Raw genomic sequence first — 16,885 nt, forward strand, 5'->3', positions numbered from 1 at the left:
ATTTACAATCATACTCCACTTTTAATTAAAATATTCTCCAACAACTAGTTTATTTCCACATAAAAACTCTTTAACGGTCTGTCTTTTCTTTCCTTCTCTTTGAAGTTCCTTTATAACATATATTCCATTAAGAGCATTTATATAAATACCATTATTATTAACATCAACTATCTTACCAAAATCAGTATTATTCTCAAATTTACATACATATTCACTACTAAAAACTTTTATAGAAACATCTTTGTAAAAACAGTAAGCTGTAGGCCATCTAACAAAAGCTCTCGTCATATTATGCAAACTAAGTGCATCCTTTGAAAAATCAAGTTTTCCATCTTCTTTTTTTATCTTACTGCAATATGTAGCTAATGAATCATCTTGCTTTATCATATTAGATATATGCTTATCAGTATCTTTAAAAAACTCTTTAAGCAAATATACACCACTTTCTTTTATTTTATCATATAAATCATTAAACTTCCAATCTTTATCTATATTAACCTCATGCTGAAGTATAATATCGCCTTCATCTAATTTTATATCCATTTTTTGTAAAGTAGTTCCGCTTTTTTCAAATCCATAAAGCAAAGCATGCTCAACAGGGCTAGCACCTCTAAGTACAGGCAAAAGAGATCCATGAATATTAAGAGGCATAATCTTAGGCAATGATAATGTTCTTTTATTTAGAATCTTACCATAAGCTACCACTATTAAAAAATCAGGGGATAAATCTGATAAAATATTATAGAAATCATCTTTATTTATGCTTTCAGGCTGAAAAAGATTAAGATGCTTCTCTAATGCAATTTCTACTACAGGCGAATTGATAATATTACCCTTTCTATCTTTTTTAGTATCTATAGGAGCTATTACTCCATTAAGATTAACATTATCTAATTCCATTAATTGTAAGATACAATCTCTTGTAAAATCGGTTGAACCAGCTATTATAACATTATACATAATAGATTGATTATATATTTTTATTGTTAAAAGTCAAATATAATTACGAAATAAATTATAATGTTATTCCTCTATAATATCAACACCCTTTACATTTGATAAGAATTGTATAAACAAATCTAATACTATAGGATCTACAGCTATTTTATTTTCTGTGAACATCTTTTTCATAAAAAATACTACTTCTTCAGGATTTTTATTTCTGCTTCCTTCCATAAATGTTAATGTATCGTATATATCCACTACTTCTAACATTTTAGCTGGAAAATAAGCAAAACATTCAGCATTTATTATATCTTCAGGCTCAAAAGACATTAGAAAATCAACTTTATGTTTAGGATCATTTATCTTTTTATCAAAGAAATTCTTCAATATTCCGCTTCCATAACCATAACATTCATGATGAAGTCCAACTGATAAGCAGGATTCTTCTCTTTGATTTAGAACATATTTTAAAAAATAGTACGCTTTAGCAGTATGGAAATCTTTAAAATCTCCGTCTTTAATAAAATCATCTGTAGGAACAAAATCTATCATATTAAGCATAGCAACATCATGATAAAAAGCACCTATAGCATAACTTACTATTTCAGAACCTGTAAATTTTCTTATTCCAAGTCTATACACATTTTCTAGTTTCTCTATACTTTTTACAAGATTAAATCTGCTTAAAATAGTTTTATATTTTTCAAAATAAAGATTTTTATAATCCTGTCTTAATTTACTGCTCAATCCCTTATTAAATATATTATTATAATAGTATAAGAATTCTATCATAAGTATACAAACTCTATTACTATGACTTAATATATTAGGATCATCAAGCATATCTAAATTATCAAATATATCTCTATAAAAATATTCTTTTTCCAAATATGTTACTATACTATTCATTATACTAGAAATCATAATTTCAGTTTCTGTATTAACAGTATCATTACGATTTTTACTGGAACTTTTTATATATTTTAGATGTCTTATAAAATCTAATCTTCCAACAATACCCATACCAGTCAATAAACGCTCTATATTTGGTGCTATTTCAGGAGTTACTTTAGGTGTTTTAGCTTCTAACTTTAATTGATCTAAATATGGCTTTAATAAATAAAGTCTATTACTTGGTTTCTCTTTTACCATTCTGTTTAAAAGATTATCATTAGCTATTTTTAATTTCTCATTTTTTGATATACAATTTTTATATATATGATAAAAATATTCATATTCATTGAATTTACTATCATCTGATCCTTCAACTACATTATTTTTATTTGTTTGAGGGTTATTCAAATTAAAAAATTTATTAGAAAATGATGATATGTAATATTTAGAATCTTTTAATAAAACATTATCTTTTTCTTGTAAAAGAATATCTAAACAATTACCAGGCACAATAATACTTATACCTTTAGGATTAACACAGGTTAATTCTATATTTTCTTTAGATATCATTTCTTTTAGTTCTATGAGTTTATCAAGATTAATCTCATAGTATTTATTCATCGCCTTAAACATAATTTACTTCCAATTTTTAATTTTTTTATGATTAATCAATTTTCCATTTCTTGTAAAATTTCATCTATATGTTTAAGCTGCCTATCTGCTGTTTTATTATAGTCTATTTCTCCAAGTGCTATTTTATATGCTTTATCAATTAAATTGTCCATTTCTAATTTAGCTTTATTTTTCATAACTTTTTCTGCTAATTCTTTAGTAACTGCCCATCTTTCCTTAGCTAAATTATAGAAAAATACAGCATATTCAAAACTTTTCTTTATATCCTCATCGAATTGAGAATTATAGAAATAATAATTTTTTTTATCATAAAGTCCGGCAAGATAAATATAATTTTGAGTTATAAGATAATTAAACTGCATGTGCATGAGATCTTTATATCTTGTATATGCTTCCTCTGTTTCTATAATAGTTAAAGCTCTATTAACAAAATCAAAAGGTGCATCTAATGCTCTTTCAAGATAATCTACATTTCTAAGCAAGTCATATTCAGCATAATAGGATGGTAATGCATAAAGTCTATAATAATCCTCAGCATAAACTATATAACCATAGTCTTTTTTCTCTACTATAGTTGATTCTTTCATACCTATTTTAGGATATAGGCTTATACTAAATATAAAAACAAATAATAATATTATTTTCTTCATGATTCGCAGCTTATAATTTAAATTATCACTGCTTTCATTAACGGTATAAATAGTATAATACTTTATTAATTATTATTCTGTTTTTCTTCGGCTTCTTTTAATATCTCAAATATAGCACTGTTATTATTATCTCTGGCTATATCTATAGGATAGTTTCCTCTGTTATTTCTAACCATAACATCAGCACCAGATAATACTAATTCGCTTACTATATCAACACTTCCAGAATTAACAGCTTTATGTAAAGGAGTATCTCCATTTTGATCTTGTATATTAAGATTAGGCTTTTTTTCTAATAACATTCTTACAATAGGAAGCTTTGAATATTCAGAAGCTATATGTAAAGCTGTATCACCATATTTATCAACGGCATTAATATCTACTTTCTGAGTTAATAAGATTCTAGCTATATTTTCAGCTCCGCTTTTTGAAGCTATCATTAAAGGAGTATAGCTTGATATACCAGCATAGTTTATATCAGCCCCTGCCTCTACTAATATCTGAAGTAAATCAACATTATCATTATTAATAGCATATTCAATTAAACTCTCTCCATCTTTAGTTACAACTGAAAGATTAGCTTTATTAGCTATTAATAACTTTGTAAGCTCAACATCATTATTCATAACAGCAACAGTTAAAGGACTAAGCCCATTACTGTCTTCCACATTGATATTTGCCTTATTTTCTATTAAAAGATTTATCATATCATTTCTGCTTGATTCTATAGGGCTGTTCATAGCATATAAAAGAGGTGTTTTTTCTTCATAGCTTTTAGCATTAACATTGGCTTTATTTTCTATTAAAACTTTAGCAAGTTCAATATCACCGTTATTAGCAGCATACATTAAAGAAGTCCATCCGTCATTATCAGCTGAATTTACATCGGCTCCATTTGTAAGAAGCACTTTTACAGTATCTATGTATGAATTTCCAGAAGCTATTATTAATGCATTTTTTCCATTGATGAGTCTATTTAAAGTATTTTTATTTATATTTGTGATTATTTTACTCATAACTTTGGCACTGTCTGCTGATTTCTGCTGAACTAATACTAAATCAACAGGAGATGAACTTGTATTATTGAATTTAGAGCCGGCTGCAGCCATTATTATATTTCCATACATATCGCTTTCACCAGCATCCTCTATTTTAGCACCTTTAGATACAAAATAATCTACTAATGCAGGATTAAGCGATAAAACTGCATTATAAAGTACAGTAGTTCCATCAGCATTCTTATAATTGATATCTGCTCCATTATCTATTAAATAACGCACTATGCTTTCATCACTATTAGCAATTGCATAACTTAAAAGTGAAGGTTCTCTTTTTAAATCAAATGAATTTTTTAATAGAAGTTCTATCATAGTTTTATTAGTTTGAGAAACAGCATAATACATTGGATATTTTGCTATATCATTACCTGTATAAGAACCGTATACATTTGCCTTACCTTCTTTTATAAGAAGTTCAGCAATTTTTGTATTATTATTGCTTATAGCTAGTATTAGAGGAGTAATTCCTGAATCATTAGCTATTTCTGCATCAGCTTTATTTTCTATTAGAAATTCTACAGCTTTTATATTATTATTTTGTACGGCATAAAATAATGGGCTTTGATTATTATCACCTGTTTCATTAACATCAGCACCATTATTATTAACCATTTCTTTTACAATACTATCTCCATACTTTTTCTTATATATTTCTTCACTGTATATTTCATAGTTTATAACCATTTTCTCCATATCAGATTTGCTCTTTACAAATAAGAACAAACCTACAAGTATACCAGCACCTACAAGAAGTACAAATACAATAGCACAAGCTACTACGGCTACTTTAAATATATATTTTTTATTTTCTTCAGCTTCTTTAGCCTTATCCACTTTTTGAATGGTAGAATTTAAATTATTATTTGAATTATCTTGATTATTATTAATCAAATTATTATTGTTATTATTATCCAAATTTTCCATAAACAAACTATTCCCCGCAGATTAATTTTTGAATATGATAACATATTTTAAATAAATTAAAAGAGATTAATGTAAAAAATATATATACTACCCTATTGTAATACAAAATTCCTAGTTTCTATATAAGGTGTCTCATCTGCAATATATGATTCTATAACAACAATATAATTTCCTCTAGGAAGTGATGATAATTCTTCTTTTGGTATAGTGAGTTTGAATACATCATTTTCTAAAACAGCATTATATTCCTTTTCGCCTCCATTAGGTAATTGAAGCAATATTTTTACTGTTGTATTAGGATCTGGCATCTCTAATGCATTATCCGGATAATTATATGAAGAAACATAAATATCTATATTCATGTCATTGTTTCTATCTGCTATAGCAGGCATATCAATATCTTCTATTCTGCTCATTTTTGTAGATAATTTTTCAATCCAATATTCAGCAGTGTAGCCATAATCTTTAAATGCACTTAATTCTATATAATTAGCTTTAGAATCTATTCTTGAAATGAAGAAAGGTCCATTTGATATATAAGCATGTCCGTATTTATCTATAAAATCAATAGCAGACTGATATCTTTTAACAGCTTCTTCTTTTGTTATAAAATCTTCTATTCCGGCAGGTATATACTGAGAATCACGCATTTCTATCAATTTCTCTTTTATGTCAGATACACATGTAGGATTTTTTACATCTATAGAAGTTAAAGACTGATCCTGAGAAATAGTATAAACATTTCCAGATTTAGAACCCTCAAGAACAATTTTCATTATAGCTTCATTTATCTCGAAAGGAATAACAGTATTTCTATTAGGATTTCCTATTTTAGGACCAACTGAAGCAATACCTATTTGTCTATTCATATCCATAGGCCAATAATAATTTCCATAAACAGTAAAACTTCCGTCTTCATTGATTACACTTCCAACAGCCCCGTCCATAGCAGAAAGATATCTTCCAGCCATAGCAGAATCATAATATTTATCGTTTTCATTAGTTTTTGTTATTATATTAGCGATGAATACACTTCCATACATTAAATCAACTAAAGATGAATCTATACCATGATGCCATTTAAAACTCTTAGGCTTGAAATCACATTTTACATAGGCAGTAAGATTATCTGATTTTGTATAAACTAATTCGCCTTTATCATTAACTTTAACAGTTAAACCCTCTTCCCATTTTTGAGTATAAGGATTGTACATTTTAGCATTTCGCGGAACTTTTACAGTACCAACAGGTATACCATTATTTCCTGCTCTAACTCCTATTTCTAAACTATTAGTATCAGGATCTCCAAGTATGAATTCTGTTTTTGCTGTAGAAGGCGATTCAAATGAAGCACCTGCATCAGAACAAGGACCTATCATTATAGCAGAATAAGCATCAGAAAATCCTCCAACTCCTACAGGATCCCAAGGACTTATAAATAATGAACCTTGTGCGGAATGCTGAAGAACTCTCAATACTTTTTCACCATTTCTGTTTGGTTTTATATCAGCACTTCTTATAGACCAATCATTTATACCATCGCCTACACCATAAAGCATTCTTCTATTGAATCTTTCTTTATTTGCCACAAAAAACTGAGTTTGAGAGTTTAAATATATTCTGATAGCATCTTCAAGCCCTATTTCCTGCAAACGCATATTACCATTCCAATATTCATCTGCAGTCAAAAACCAGCCATTTGAATTTTTATCACTTATCCTAGAAGCCTCTTTATTATCATAGTTCCAAAACTCTGCAACATTAGCTCCAGGCATATAGTTGCCTTCTCTTACATACATCTGTCTTAATGTAACGTCCCACCAAGCACGAGTAGCACCTGCCCCCCAAGCCTCTGTTATAATATTCCATCCATAATCTTTTGGGTCTGAACCGTATACAACTTGAGTAGATTTATTTCTATCATATAATAATTTTTCAACTTTTATTCCTGTTTTCTCTATTAAATCGGATATTGCATTACCTGCCGGAAGTCTTCCTGTAGGATCATCAACCCTTATAACAAATTTAATAGTTACTACTTCTCCGTTATATTTCCACCAGCCATTTTCTTTTACTAGTTTCCCCCTATTCTCTGGAAGATTAGCTGCTTTCTCCATAGCTTTATTTATATCATTAAGAGCTTTTTCCTGATTGCCGTTTTCTGTAATACCCATTTTTGAAGGTATAAGATTATATCTGTAAGTACCCGGCTGTCCCGGTGTAGCTTGTGTAAATGAAGGCTGTCCTGCTCCTCTTAAAATTTCATCAACAAGTTTTTTTCTATCAATTAAGAAATTCATAGCGAATCTTACTTCTTTTATAGCTAAAGGATTAAAATGAGTTTTTCCGTCTATTGTTGTAACTGTATATGGGGCTTTATTTGGTACAGGGTTAAATAATAATGACCATGAACCTGAAGGTACTGCATAAGTATCGAGCTTTTCTAAATCACTCTCGCCTAATGATAAATATGTACTTCCGTCTATTCCGCTTGCCATTAAATCAGCTCTGCCGTCTGCCACATCTTTAATGGCTATTGTCATATCTGTTCTCACTTCATATATTATTTTATCTATTAATGCACCGCCTCTATCTATTTCTTTATGTTGAATTTCTTCCTGACTATTGGAACATGACAATAATATTATAAATAGTATTAATATTGGAAATTTATATAAAATTTTATCATTCAATTTCATTATTTAGCCTCATTACTATATACAGATTAACATAATATATAATAATAGTATAAACAATAAAAGTCAATAAAATAATATCTATAAATTATATTCAAAATATTTTTACAACCACAAATAATATAAAAATTATATCATTATTAATAAAATATTTTTTATTAGTAGTATATGTATAATAAAACATCTATAAAATAAATAAAATATGTCCTTGACAAATATAAAAAAGAAAATTAGAATACCTAATTAAACTCAAAATTATTTTGAAATAAAAGATCTCGGAGAAAATATGAAAGTAATAGATATAGACAAAAAACCTGAAAATGAAAAAATATTTTTTGGAGATTTTGGACACTATTTAAGAATAGATTCCGTAAGTCATGAAGTGGCTAGAAAATTGAAAGAAGCTAGTGAGGGAAATACTTGGTTTTCAAAAGAAGTTGATTATAAATCTGATAAAACAAGATTCTCTTCATTGCCTCAAGATGCACAAAGAGCTTTCAAACTTAATATAGCATATCAAACTTTGATGGACAGCGGGGTTACATCAGGATTTTCATCAATATTGAACAGAATAGTTACAAGCTCAATATGGTCTATTTTATATGCAAGAATAGCTATAGAGGAAAATATACATGCTGAAAGTTATTCTTACGGACTTTCTGAAGTATTCGGACATGAAGCAACAGATACATTAGATTTAGTATACAATGATGAATTTGTCAAGCATAGAATGGAGAAAGAGGTAGAATTATTCGGAAATGTTGATGAACTATGTAATTTAGAAAATTCTCCGGCAACATTAGATGAAAAAAAACAGGCAGTATTAAAATTACTTATGGGGATATATTTGCTTGAAAGTGTGAAGTTTCCATTCTCTTTTCTTGTAACTTTCACAATTAATAATAATTATGACAATGCAATAGCAGGATTCACAAAGACTATTAAATTGATAGCACATGATGAATTAAATACACATGTACCTACTGGTAAAAATGTAATGAATATACTTAGAAAAGAAAATGATCAAGGTTTTACACATTTATTTAAAAGCGGTTGGTTTAATGATATGGCTAAAGCTATGACTGAATTTACTGTTAATGAAGAGATAAAATGGGCTAAATACCTTTTTGACGGATATGAGGTAGCAGGTATTAATTCTTCAGTAAGCGAACATTTTATTAAATATTGGGCAGGGGTTAGATTAAGAGATTTAGGAGTTGAATCTCAATATAATGAGAAAAAATCAGATATCATAGACTGGTTTAATAGCTATAGAGATATAAACAAGCAAAATGCTGCGTTACAGGAAACAACTAACACCTCTTATCAAAAAGGTGCTTTGAAAAACGATTTATAATTTATGCTTAATTTTCAAAATAAAAAAATAATTATCAGGGTTAAATTATGATAGAACTTACAAAAGATAAAAAACATATAATCATTAAAAGGGACGGCAGAGAAGAGCCTTTTAATGAAGAAAAATTAAGAAAAGTTATAGATTGGGCTACAGAAGGTAAAGAGGCTTTCACTAATCAGCTTCTTGAAGGGCTTAATATTAAAATAAATGATAAAATGAAAATAGAAGTATTATATGATGAACTCATAAATACTGCTGTTAACATGATAAGTCCTTTATACCCTATGTATGATACAATAGCAGAAAAACTTTATTTAATGAAAATATATAAAGAAACATGCGGATTAAAAAAAATAGGTTCATATCCTCATATAAAAAATTTCTTAAAAAAAGGTATAAAATATAAAATATATGATAAGGATATAATTCAGCTTTTCACAGATAAAGAATTAGATAAAATAAATTCTATGATAGATCCTAACAGAGATTTATTATTCACATATAAAGGACTTGCAATATTCTATAAAAAATATTGTAAAAACATAGGAAACAAAAAATTAGAGCTTCCTCAAATAACATATATGGTAGCTGCTATGTTCTCATTCTATGATGATTATTATAAAGGCGAAAACAAAGATAAATTAGAAATAAGCAAATCTGAAAGACTTAAATATATTAAGAGAACTTATGATATGCTTTCAAAACATGAAATTACTTTTGCAACACCTAGAATAGCAAATAGTATGACAATAAAAGCACAATTAGCTAGCTGTATATTAAACACCCCTGCTGATGATACTTGGAGCTTGAATCAAACAGATGGAAATATGGCATTATACTCAAAATTTTCAGGCGGTATAGCTTATGATGCTTCATATATAAGAGCTGCTGGTTCCACAATACAAACTAATAGAGGACGTTCCGACGGTCCTATACCTTTTATAAAAAGAGTTGAGCAAACTATATCATCATTCAATCAGGGCGGAGTTCGTAAAGGCGCATGCGTTATTACTTTCCCTTGGTGGCATTTAGATGTACTTGATTTGATTATGCTTAAAGATGCTGGCGGTACTGAAGATACCAGAGCTAGAAAATTAGTTTACTCTATTAGAATAAGCAATATATTCAGAGAAAGAGTTAATAAAGACGGATATGTAACTCTATTTGATCCTAAAGAAACTCCTCTTTTAAATGAAGAATACGGAAAAAATTTTGATGTTGCTTATATGTATTATGAAAGTAAATCTTCTATAAGAAAAAAGAAAATAAAAGCTAAAGATTTATTATTCCAAATATTAAAAGTAAGACAGGAAACAGGAAATTTATATTTAACATTTGTAGACAACATCAATGAGCAGAATATGGTTAATAGATTCGTAGGAGCTTCAAACCTCTGTCAGGAAATAGTAATACCTTCCTACCCTTCTAAACTCATAAAAGAAAAATATGTCATTAATGAAGACGGAGAATATGAAATCATACAGAGAAAGAAAAGCGGCGAGATAGGTATATGTAATTTGGTTTCTGTAAATTTAATGTCTTGGGTAAATTTCTCACCTGAAAAGAAAAAATCATTCTGTTACACTCTTTTAAGAGGATGCGACAATATTATAGATACTCAATTCTATCCTGTTAAAGAAGGTGAAATTGCAAACAAAAAGAATAGACCTATAGGAATAGGCGTTATCAATTATGCTAATTTACTTGCTTCAAATAAAATAAAATATACTGATAAAGAAGCTTTGGAATTTACAAATAAAGTTTTCGATGATTTATATTATCATATATACGAAGCATCTAATATATTAGCAAGAGAGAGAGGACCTTATAAAACTTTCAATGAATCAAAATGGAAAGAAGGATTAACTCCATTTCATATATCATTATTAAATAACAACAAAAAGAATAATCTTAATGTAAGTGTAGATAAAGAGAAATGGGATAAGCTTGCAGAAAATATAAAAAATAATGGTGTGAGATTTTCATTCCATGGAGCAATAGCCCCTACTGCTACATCAGGAAAAAGTGTATCTGCAACAGAAAGTATAGAACCTATAGTAGATTTATTTTTCATAGAAGAAGGAATACAAACACTTCCTAGCTTGGTACCTAATATCAAAAAAAATAGAGAGTACTATGAAAGATGCTGGAATATTCCTGCAAAAACTATAATAGAGCTTGCTGCTGTAAGACAGAGATATATAGATCAGTCTCAGTCATTGAATTTATATTATGTAAAACCTGATTCTGCTAAAGAGCTTTGGGACGATATTCAGTACGCTATGGATTTGGGATTAAAAACTCTTTATTACATGAAAACCCCTAAATCTAATTTCGAACTTGAAGAAGTTTGCGAATCCTGCACATAAAAAGTAAACATAATTAAGTTAACATATCAACAAAATATGTTAACTTAATATGTTTTTATAATATTCTTCTATAATATATATCCCAGTATAGTTTATAAAAAAATATCAAAATTTAAATTAAATTTCAATTTTTGTATTGACATAATGTTTTTTTTAGTATATAAGGTGTGCGTTAATTTTCACAATTAACAAAAAATTATTTCGGAGTGAATCAATATTATGAAAAAAATTTTGATTTTCTTAAGCCTTATAAGTATGTTAATACTTATTTCTTGCGGAGGCGGTGCTTCAAGTGCTACTGATATAGTTATAACAGGTTCCTCTTCAGTTTCTCCATTGATGTTCAAATTGGCAGCAAAATTTGAAGAGCTTAATCCTGATTACACTGTAACAGTAGAAACATCAGATTCTACTATTGGAGTTCAAGACACTATAAACGGCAACAACAATATAGGTATGGCTTCAAGAAATTTGAAAGAAGATGAGTTAACTGGTTTGGACAGCTATTTATTATGTCAAGATGGTATAGTAATAATCGCTAACAAAGATTCTGAAATTACTCAAATAAGCGAAGAAGAATTATACAATCTTTATATGAATAATACTGCAATAGGCAATATAACTAAATCTATTTCAAGAGAAGACGGATCAGGTACTAGAAGTGCATTCACTGATTTAACTTCTGTGGGAAAAGAAAATCCATTACCTTCTACTGTTGAAATATTGGATGGAACAGGAAAGGTAAAAACTTCAGTTATGAGCGATGCTTCAAAAATAGGTTATATCTCTTTAGGTTCTATTGATGATACAATAAAGCCTTTAGCTTATAAAGCAAAAGGACAAAATGAATATGTATCTGCTTCAGTAGAAAATATACAAAGTGATACCTACAAACTTTATCGTCCCTTTTACATATTCACAAAAAAAGGAATTGAACTTGATGAAGGAACTAAGGCATTTTTAGACTTCATTAATAGTGAAGCAGGGAAAACGGTTATAAATGAAAATGGCTATGTGGCTAGCTAATTAGAAAATTAATAAGTCGATGTACAATGATTTTGTATATCGGCTTTTTTTATTTTCTATCAACAAATCAAGAAAAAATAAAAAATCAATAATTAGGATATAATTTTGAATAATAATATTAATAAACATATACGAAATGAAATAATAGATAATATTATGAAATATATATTTTTTATATGTTCTATATTTTCAGTTATAGTTGTATTTTCAATATGTATTTTTATATTTATCTATAGTCTTCCAATATTCAAAGAAACAGGATTTTTAAAATTCGTTTTTGGAATGGATTGGTCGCCTTCATCAAAACATTTTGGTATATTTCCAATGATAGTAGGCTCTGTATATATAACTATTCTATCTACCCTATTAGGAGGAGGATTCGGTTTCTTTACAGCAGTTTATATATCGATGTTTGCACCAAGTAAATTAAAAGTGATACTATCTCAGGTAATAGATTTGCTTGCAGGAATTCCATCAATAGTTTATGGTTTTTTTGGAATGTCTGTATTAGTACCATTTCTAAAAAATATTTCTCCAAACGATATAGGCGAAGGAGTATTAGCTAGTTCTATAATACTTGCAGTGATGATACTTCCAACAATAACATCGATTACAAAATATAATTTAGAAGCGGTTTATAAATATTACTATGACGGTGCAAGAGCTTTAGGAAATACACATTCTCAAGCTGTTTTTGGTGTTATAGTAAAAGCTGCCAAATCCGGTATATTCTCGGCTATAGTTCTAGGTATGGGAAGGGCTATAGGAGAAACTATGGCGGTTATGATGGTAGCTGGAAATGCTCCTTTTATACCTCAGGATTTATTCTCATATTTCAGAACTATGACTATTAATATAGCTTTAGAAATGGGATATGCTACAGGTATACATAGATCCGCATTGATTGGAACTGCTTTTGTATTACTTTTATTTATACTTATAATAAATATAATATTATCTCTTTTGAAAAGAAATAATTTATATTTTTCATTTTCATTTACTAGCCTTTTTAAAAAGAATAAAGAATTAAAAACTGATATTAATAACTTTTCTTTTAAAAATTATGAAATGAAAATGCAGACAATAAAAGGTGATATGCTCAAATATATTTCAATATTTGCAACTCTAGTATCAACTTTATTTCTAGTATTTATAGTAGTATTTATACTTGTAAGAGGACTTCCTCATATAACATTAAATCTTTTGTTTGGAAAGAGTAACAATTCACAGATGACGCTTCTTCCTGCAATAGTATCAACTTCTATGATGCTTTTTATGTCATTAATTATAGCAATTCCATTAGGAGTATTTGCTGCTATTTATTTGACTGAATATTCAAAAGCAAAAAGTAAATTAATAGCTTTAATAAGAATATTTACCGACAGCTTATCAGGAATTCCATCAATAGTGTTCGGGCTTTTTGGTATGCTTGTATTTGCTAATTTGTTGGGTATAGGAAGAAGTATATTAGCAGGTTCTTTGACATTAGTTTTAATAATACTGCCATCTATAATAAGACAGACAGAAGAAACTCTGATGTCAATTCCTGCAAGTTTAAGAGAAGGAAGTTTGGCACTTGGAGCATCTAAAGTGAGGACTATATTTCAAATAGTTCTTCCATGCGGATTTTCAGGAATCATGACTTCTGTTATTTTAAGCATAGGAAGGATAGTAGGAGAAAGTGCCGCTTTGATATATACAGCCGGTGCAGTACGATATATGCCTAAAGGTTATTTGAGTTCAGGAAGTTCATTTTCAGTTATGATGTGGATGTTCTCAAGTGAAGGACTATATATCAATCAAACTTTCGCTACAGCTAGTATATTACTTATTATGATTATAGTTCTTAATGCTTTATTATTCTTTGTAAATAAAAAGTTAAAAAAGGATTATTAATTTTAAGACTATATAAAAAGGATAAAAAATGAATAATGAAATAAATAACGAAATAAACTTTGATTTTGATACGGATAAAATTATTAAAGTTAAAGATTTAGATTTATATTATGAATCTTTTCAGGCTTTGAAAAAAATAAATATAGACATAGATAAAAACAGCGTAACAGCTTTTATAGGACCTTCAGGCTGCGGAAAATCTACTCTTTTAAAAACTTTCAATAGAATGAATGATCTCGTACCAAAATGCAGAGTTGAAGGAAATATAGAAATAGCAGGAGTTGATATATACAATAAACATATAAATGTATCATACTTAAGAAAAAATGTTGGAATGGTATTTCAGAAATCAAATCTATTTGCTATGAGCGTTTATGATAATATAGCTTACGGACCTAGAACATTCGGAATCAAAAAGAAATCTCAATTAGATGAAATAGTTGAATACAGTTTAACAAAGGCAGCAATTTGGGATGATATAAAAGACAGATTAAATAAAAATGCTTTAGGACTTTCAGGAGGACAGCAGCAAAGATTATGCATCGCAAGAGCTTTATCTGTTAATCCTAAAATACTTCTTATGGACGAGCCTACAAGTGCATTAGACCCTATAAGTACTGGTAAAATAGAAGACCTTATAAATGAACTTAAAAATGAATATACTATAGTAATAGTAACTCATAATATGCAGCAGGCTATGAGAGTATCGGATAAAACTGCTTTCTTCCTATTCGGTGAAATTGTAGAATACACTGATACAGAAGAAATATTCTCTAAACCTAAAGATGAAAGAACTGAAAAATATATTACAGGAAGATTCGGTTAATTAATAATTTATTATCATTGCTGAATATAAGCTTTTATTTTTTAATTAGGCAATTATAAAACAATAAAAAATGGAGATAAAAATGAAAAAATTTGAAGAAGAATTAAATAAATTGATAGAACATGTTAGTGAAGCAGGCGACATGATATTAGAGGCTTTAAGAAACTCTACTAAAGCATTAACTAATGGAGACATTGAACTTGCAAATCAAGTAATAGAAAATGACAGAAACATAAATAGAATATCATACAAAATAGAAAGTTCATCTTTAAAAATGCTTTTATTAGAACACCCTGTTGCAACTGATTTAAGAATAGTTTCAGCAGCATTAAAGATAGCTACAGATTTAGAGAGAATCGGAGATCAGGCGAAAGATATATGTGATTTGCTTAGATTCTTATTGGAAGGAAATATATATAAAGAGAATCTTGATATTATAATAGAGATGTCAAACATAATAGAATATATGATAACTAATTGTCTAAATGCTTTCAAAGAAAAAAATGCTGAACTTTCAAAAAATGTTATAGCAAAAGATGATGAGGTTGACAAGCTATTCTATAAAATGCGTGATTCTATGGTTGAGCTTATTAAAAGCGGTGCTGAAAATGCTGATCAGGCAATATACTTAATGATGATAGCTAAATATTTTGAGAAGATGGGGGATCATGCAGAAAATATAGCTAAATGGGTTTACTATTACAGTACAGGCGAGAGATTTAAATAATAATTATTTATAAAAAAACTCCTAACTTCATATAGTTGTTAGGAGTTATTTTTTATATTTTTATTTAATTATATTTTGATCATGATAATAATAATTTATCGCTTAAAGAACCATCAGCAGTTTCAAATTTCTTGAGTAAGTCAGCTATCTCTAAAGATTTTTTCTCTTCACCTGAAACATCATATATAATATTACCATCATTCATCATTATAAGTCTGTTTCCGTAATGAATAGCATCTTTAATATTGTGAGTAACCATAAATGCTGTTAGCTTATCTTCTCTGATGATTTCTTCTGTTAAATCTAATACTCTTTTAGCTGTTTTTGGGTCAAGTGCCGCAGTATGTTCATCTAATAATAAAAGTCTTGGTTTTTTTAAAGTAGCCATAAGCAAAGTTAATGCCTGTCTTTGTCCACCTGATAAAAGCCCTACTTTTGACTGCAACCTTGTTTCAAGCCCTAAATCAAGTCTCTTTAATTTTTCCACATACTCTTCCCTTTCGGCTCTTGTTATACCCCATTTTAAAGTTCTTCTTTTACCTTTTCTTTTAGCAAGTGCCAAATTCTCTTCTATACCCATATTAGAAGCAGTACCAACCATAGGATCTTGGAAAACTCTGCCGAAAAGTCCTGCCCTTGCATACTCTTTCTTATCTGTAATATCTACTCCGTCAACTGATATTGTACCATAATCAACTTCATAAACTCCGGCAATCAAATTGAGAAGAGTGGATTTCCCTGCTCCGTTTCCGCCTATAACTGTTACAAAATCCCCGTCATTTAATTTAAGATTAACACCTTTAATGGCTTTTTTCTCTGTGATAGTGCCTCTATTAAATGTTTTATAAACTTCTTTTAATTCTAACATAAATGCCCCCCAAATA

The 16,885-nt window shown here is 28.7% G+C and carries 12 protein-coding genes; 6 read left to right on the plus strand and 6 right to left on the minus strand.

Annotated elements, in window-relative coordinates; genetic code table 11:
* Positions 1-21 precede the first annotated feature (21 nt).
* The 5 genes from fmt to BRSU_RS06155 all read right to left on the minus strand — a co-directional run bounded on the left by fmt (position 22) and on the right by BRSU_RS06155 (position 7,803).
* Positions 22-960, minus strand: coding sequence for a methionyl-tRNA formyltransferase (fmt, locus tag BRSU_RS06135; RefSeq protein ID WP_048594390.1), 939 nt, complete (start codon positions 958-960; stop codon positions 22-24).
* Between the two features lie 63 nt (positions 961-1,023).
* Positions 1,024-2,472: a hypothetical protein gene (locus BRSU_RS06140; RefSeq protein WP_048594391.1), complete on the minus strand. Its 1,449-nt coding sequence runs from the start codon at positions 2,470-2,472 to the stop codon at positions 1,024-1,026.
* Between the two features lie 35 nt (positions 2,473-2,507).
* Positions 2,508-3,122, minus strand: a complete 615-nt coding sequence (locus BRSU_RS06145; RefSeq protein ID WP_014488022.1) for a hypothetical protein — start codon at positions 3,120-3,122, stop codon at positions 2,508-2,510.
* Positions 3,123-3,187: 65 nt separating this feature from the next.
* Positions 3,188-5,104: an ankyrin repeat domain-containing protein gene (locus BRSU_RS06150; RefSeq protein ID WP_048594392.1), complete on the minus strand. Its 1,917-nt coding sequence runs from the start codon at positions 5,102-5,104 to the stop codon at positions 3,188-3,190.
* A gap of 92 nt (positions 5,105-5,196) precedes the next feature.
* Entirely contained in the window at positions 5,197-7,803 is a 2,607-nt protein-coding gene (locus BRSU_RS06155) for an ABC transporter substrate-binding protein (RefSeq protein WP_048594393.1), read from the minus strand.
* A 283-nt stretch (positions 7,804-8,086) separates the two neighbouring features.
* On the opposite strand from BRSU_RS06155, the gene BRSU_RS06160 reads away from it, so the two are divergent.
* The 6 genes from BRSU_RS06160 to phoU all read left to right on the plus strand — a co-directional run bounded on the left by BRSU_RS06160 (position 8,087) and on the right by phoU (position 16,001).
* The gene (locus tag BRSU_RS06160) at positions 8,087-9,157 is read left to right on the plus strand and encodes a ribonucleotide-diphosphate reductase subunit beta (protein ID WP_048594394.1); all 1,071 of its coding nucleotides are present in this window, start codon (positions 8,087-8,089) and stop codon (positions 9,155-9,157) included.
* 47 nt (positions 9,158-9,204) lie between these two features.
* Positions 9,205-11,526 (plus strand): ribonucleoside-diphosphate reductase subunit alpha, encoded by a 2,322-nt coding sequence (locus BRSU_RS06165; RefSeq protein ID WP_048594395.1) that lies wholly within the window; start codon positions 9,205-9,207, stop codon positions 11,524-11,526.
* Positions 11,527-11,745: 219 nt separating this feature from the next.
* Entirely contained in the window at positions 11,746-12,552 is an 807-nt protein-coding gene (locus BRSU_RS06170; RefSeq protein WP_048594396.1) for a substrate-binding domain-containing protein, read from the plus strand.
* A 105-nt stretch (positions 12,553-12,657) separates the two neighbouring features.
* The gene (gene pstC, locus BRSU_RS06175; RefSeq protein WP_048594397.1) at positions 12,658-14,448 is read left to right on the plus strand and encodes a phosphate ABC transporter permease subunit PstC; all 1,791 of its coding nucleotides are present in this window, start codon (positions 12,658-12,660) and stop codon (positions 14,446-14,448) included.
* A 28-nt stretch (positions 14,449-14,476) separates the two neighbouring features.
* Positions 14,477-15,274, plus strand: a complete 798-nt coding sequence (gene pstB / locus BRSU_RS06180; protein WP_048594398.1) for a phosphate ABC transporter ATP-binding protein PstB — start codon at positions 14,477-14,479, stop codon at positions 15,272-15,274.
* Positions 15,275-15,356: 82 nt separating this feature from the next.
* The gene (gene phoU, locus BRSU_RS06185) at positions 15,357-16,001 is read left to right on the plus strand and encodes a phosphate signaling complex protein PhoU (RefSeq protein WP_048594399.1); all 645 of its coding nucleotides are present in this window, start codon (positions 15,357-15,359) and stop codon (positions 15,999-16,001) included.
* A gap of 79 nt (positions 16,002-16,080) precedes the next feature.
* Here phoU and BRSU_RS06190 read toward each other — a convergent pair whose 3' ends face one another.
* Positions 16,081-16,869: an ABC transporter ATP-binding protein gene (locus tag BRSU_RS06190; RefSeq protein ID WP_048594400.1), complete on the minus strand. Its 789-nt coding sequence runs from the start codon at positions 16,867-16,869 to the stop codon at positions 16,081-16,083.
* Positions 16,870-16,885: the final 16 nt, after the last annotated feature.

This window comes from Brachyspira suanatina, assembly GCF_001049755.1.
Lineage (GTDB): Bacteria > Spirochaetota > Brachyspiria > Brachyspirales > Brachyspiraceae > Brachyspira > Brachyspira suanatina.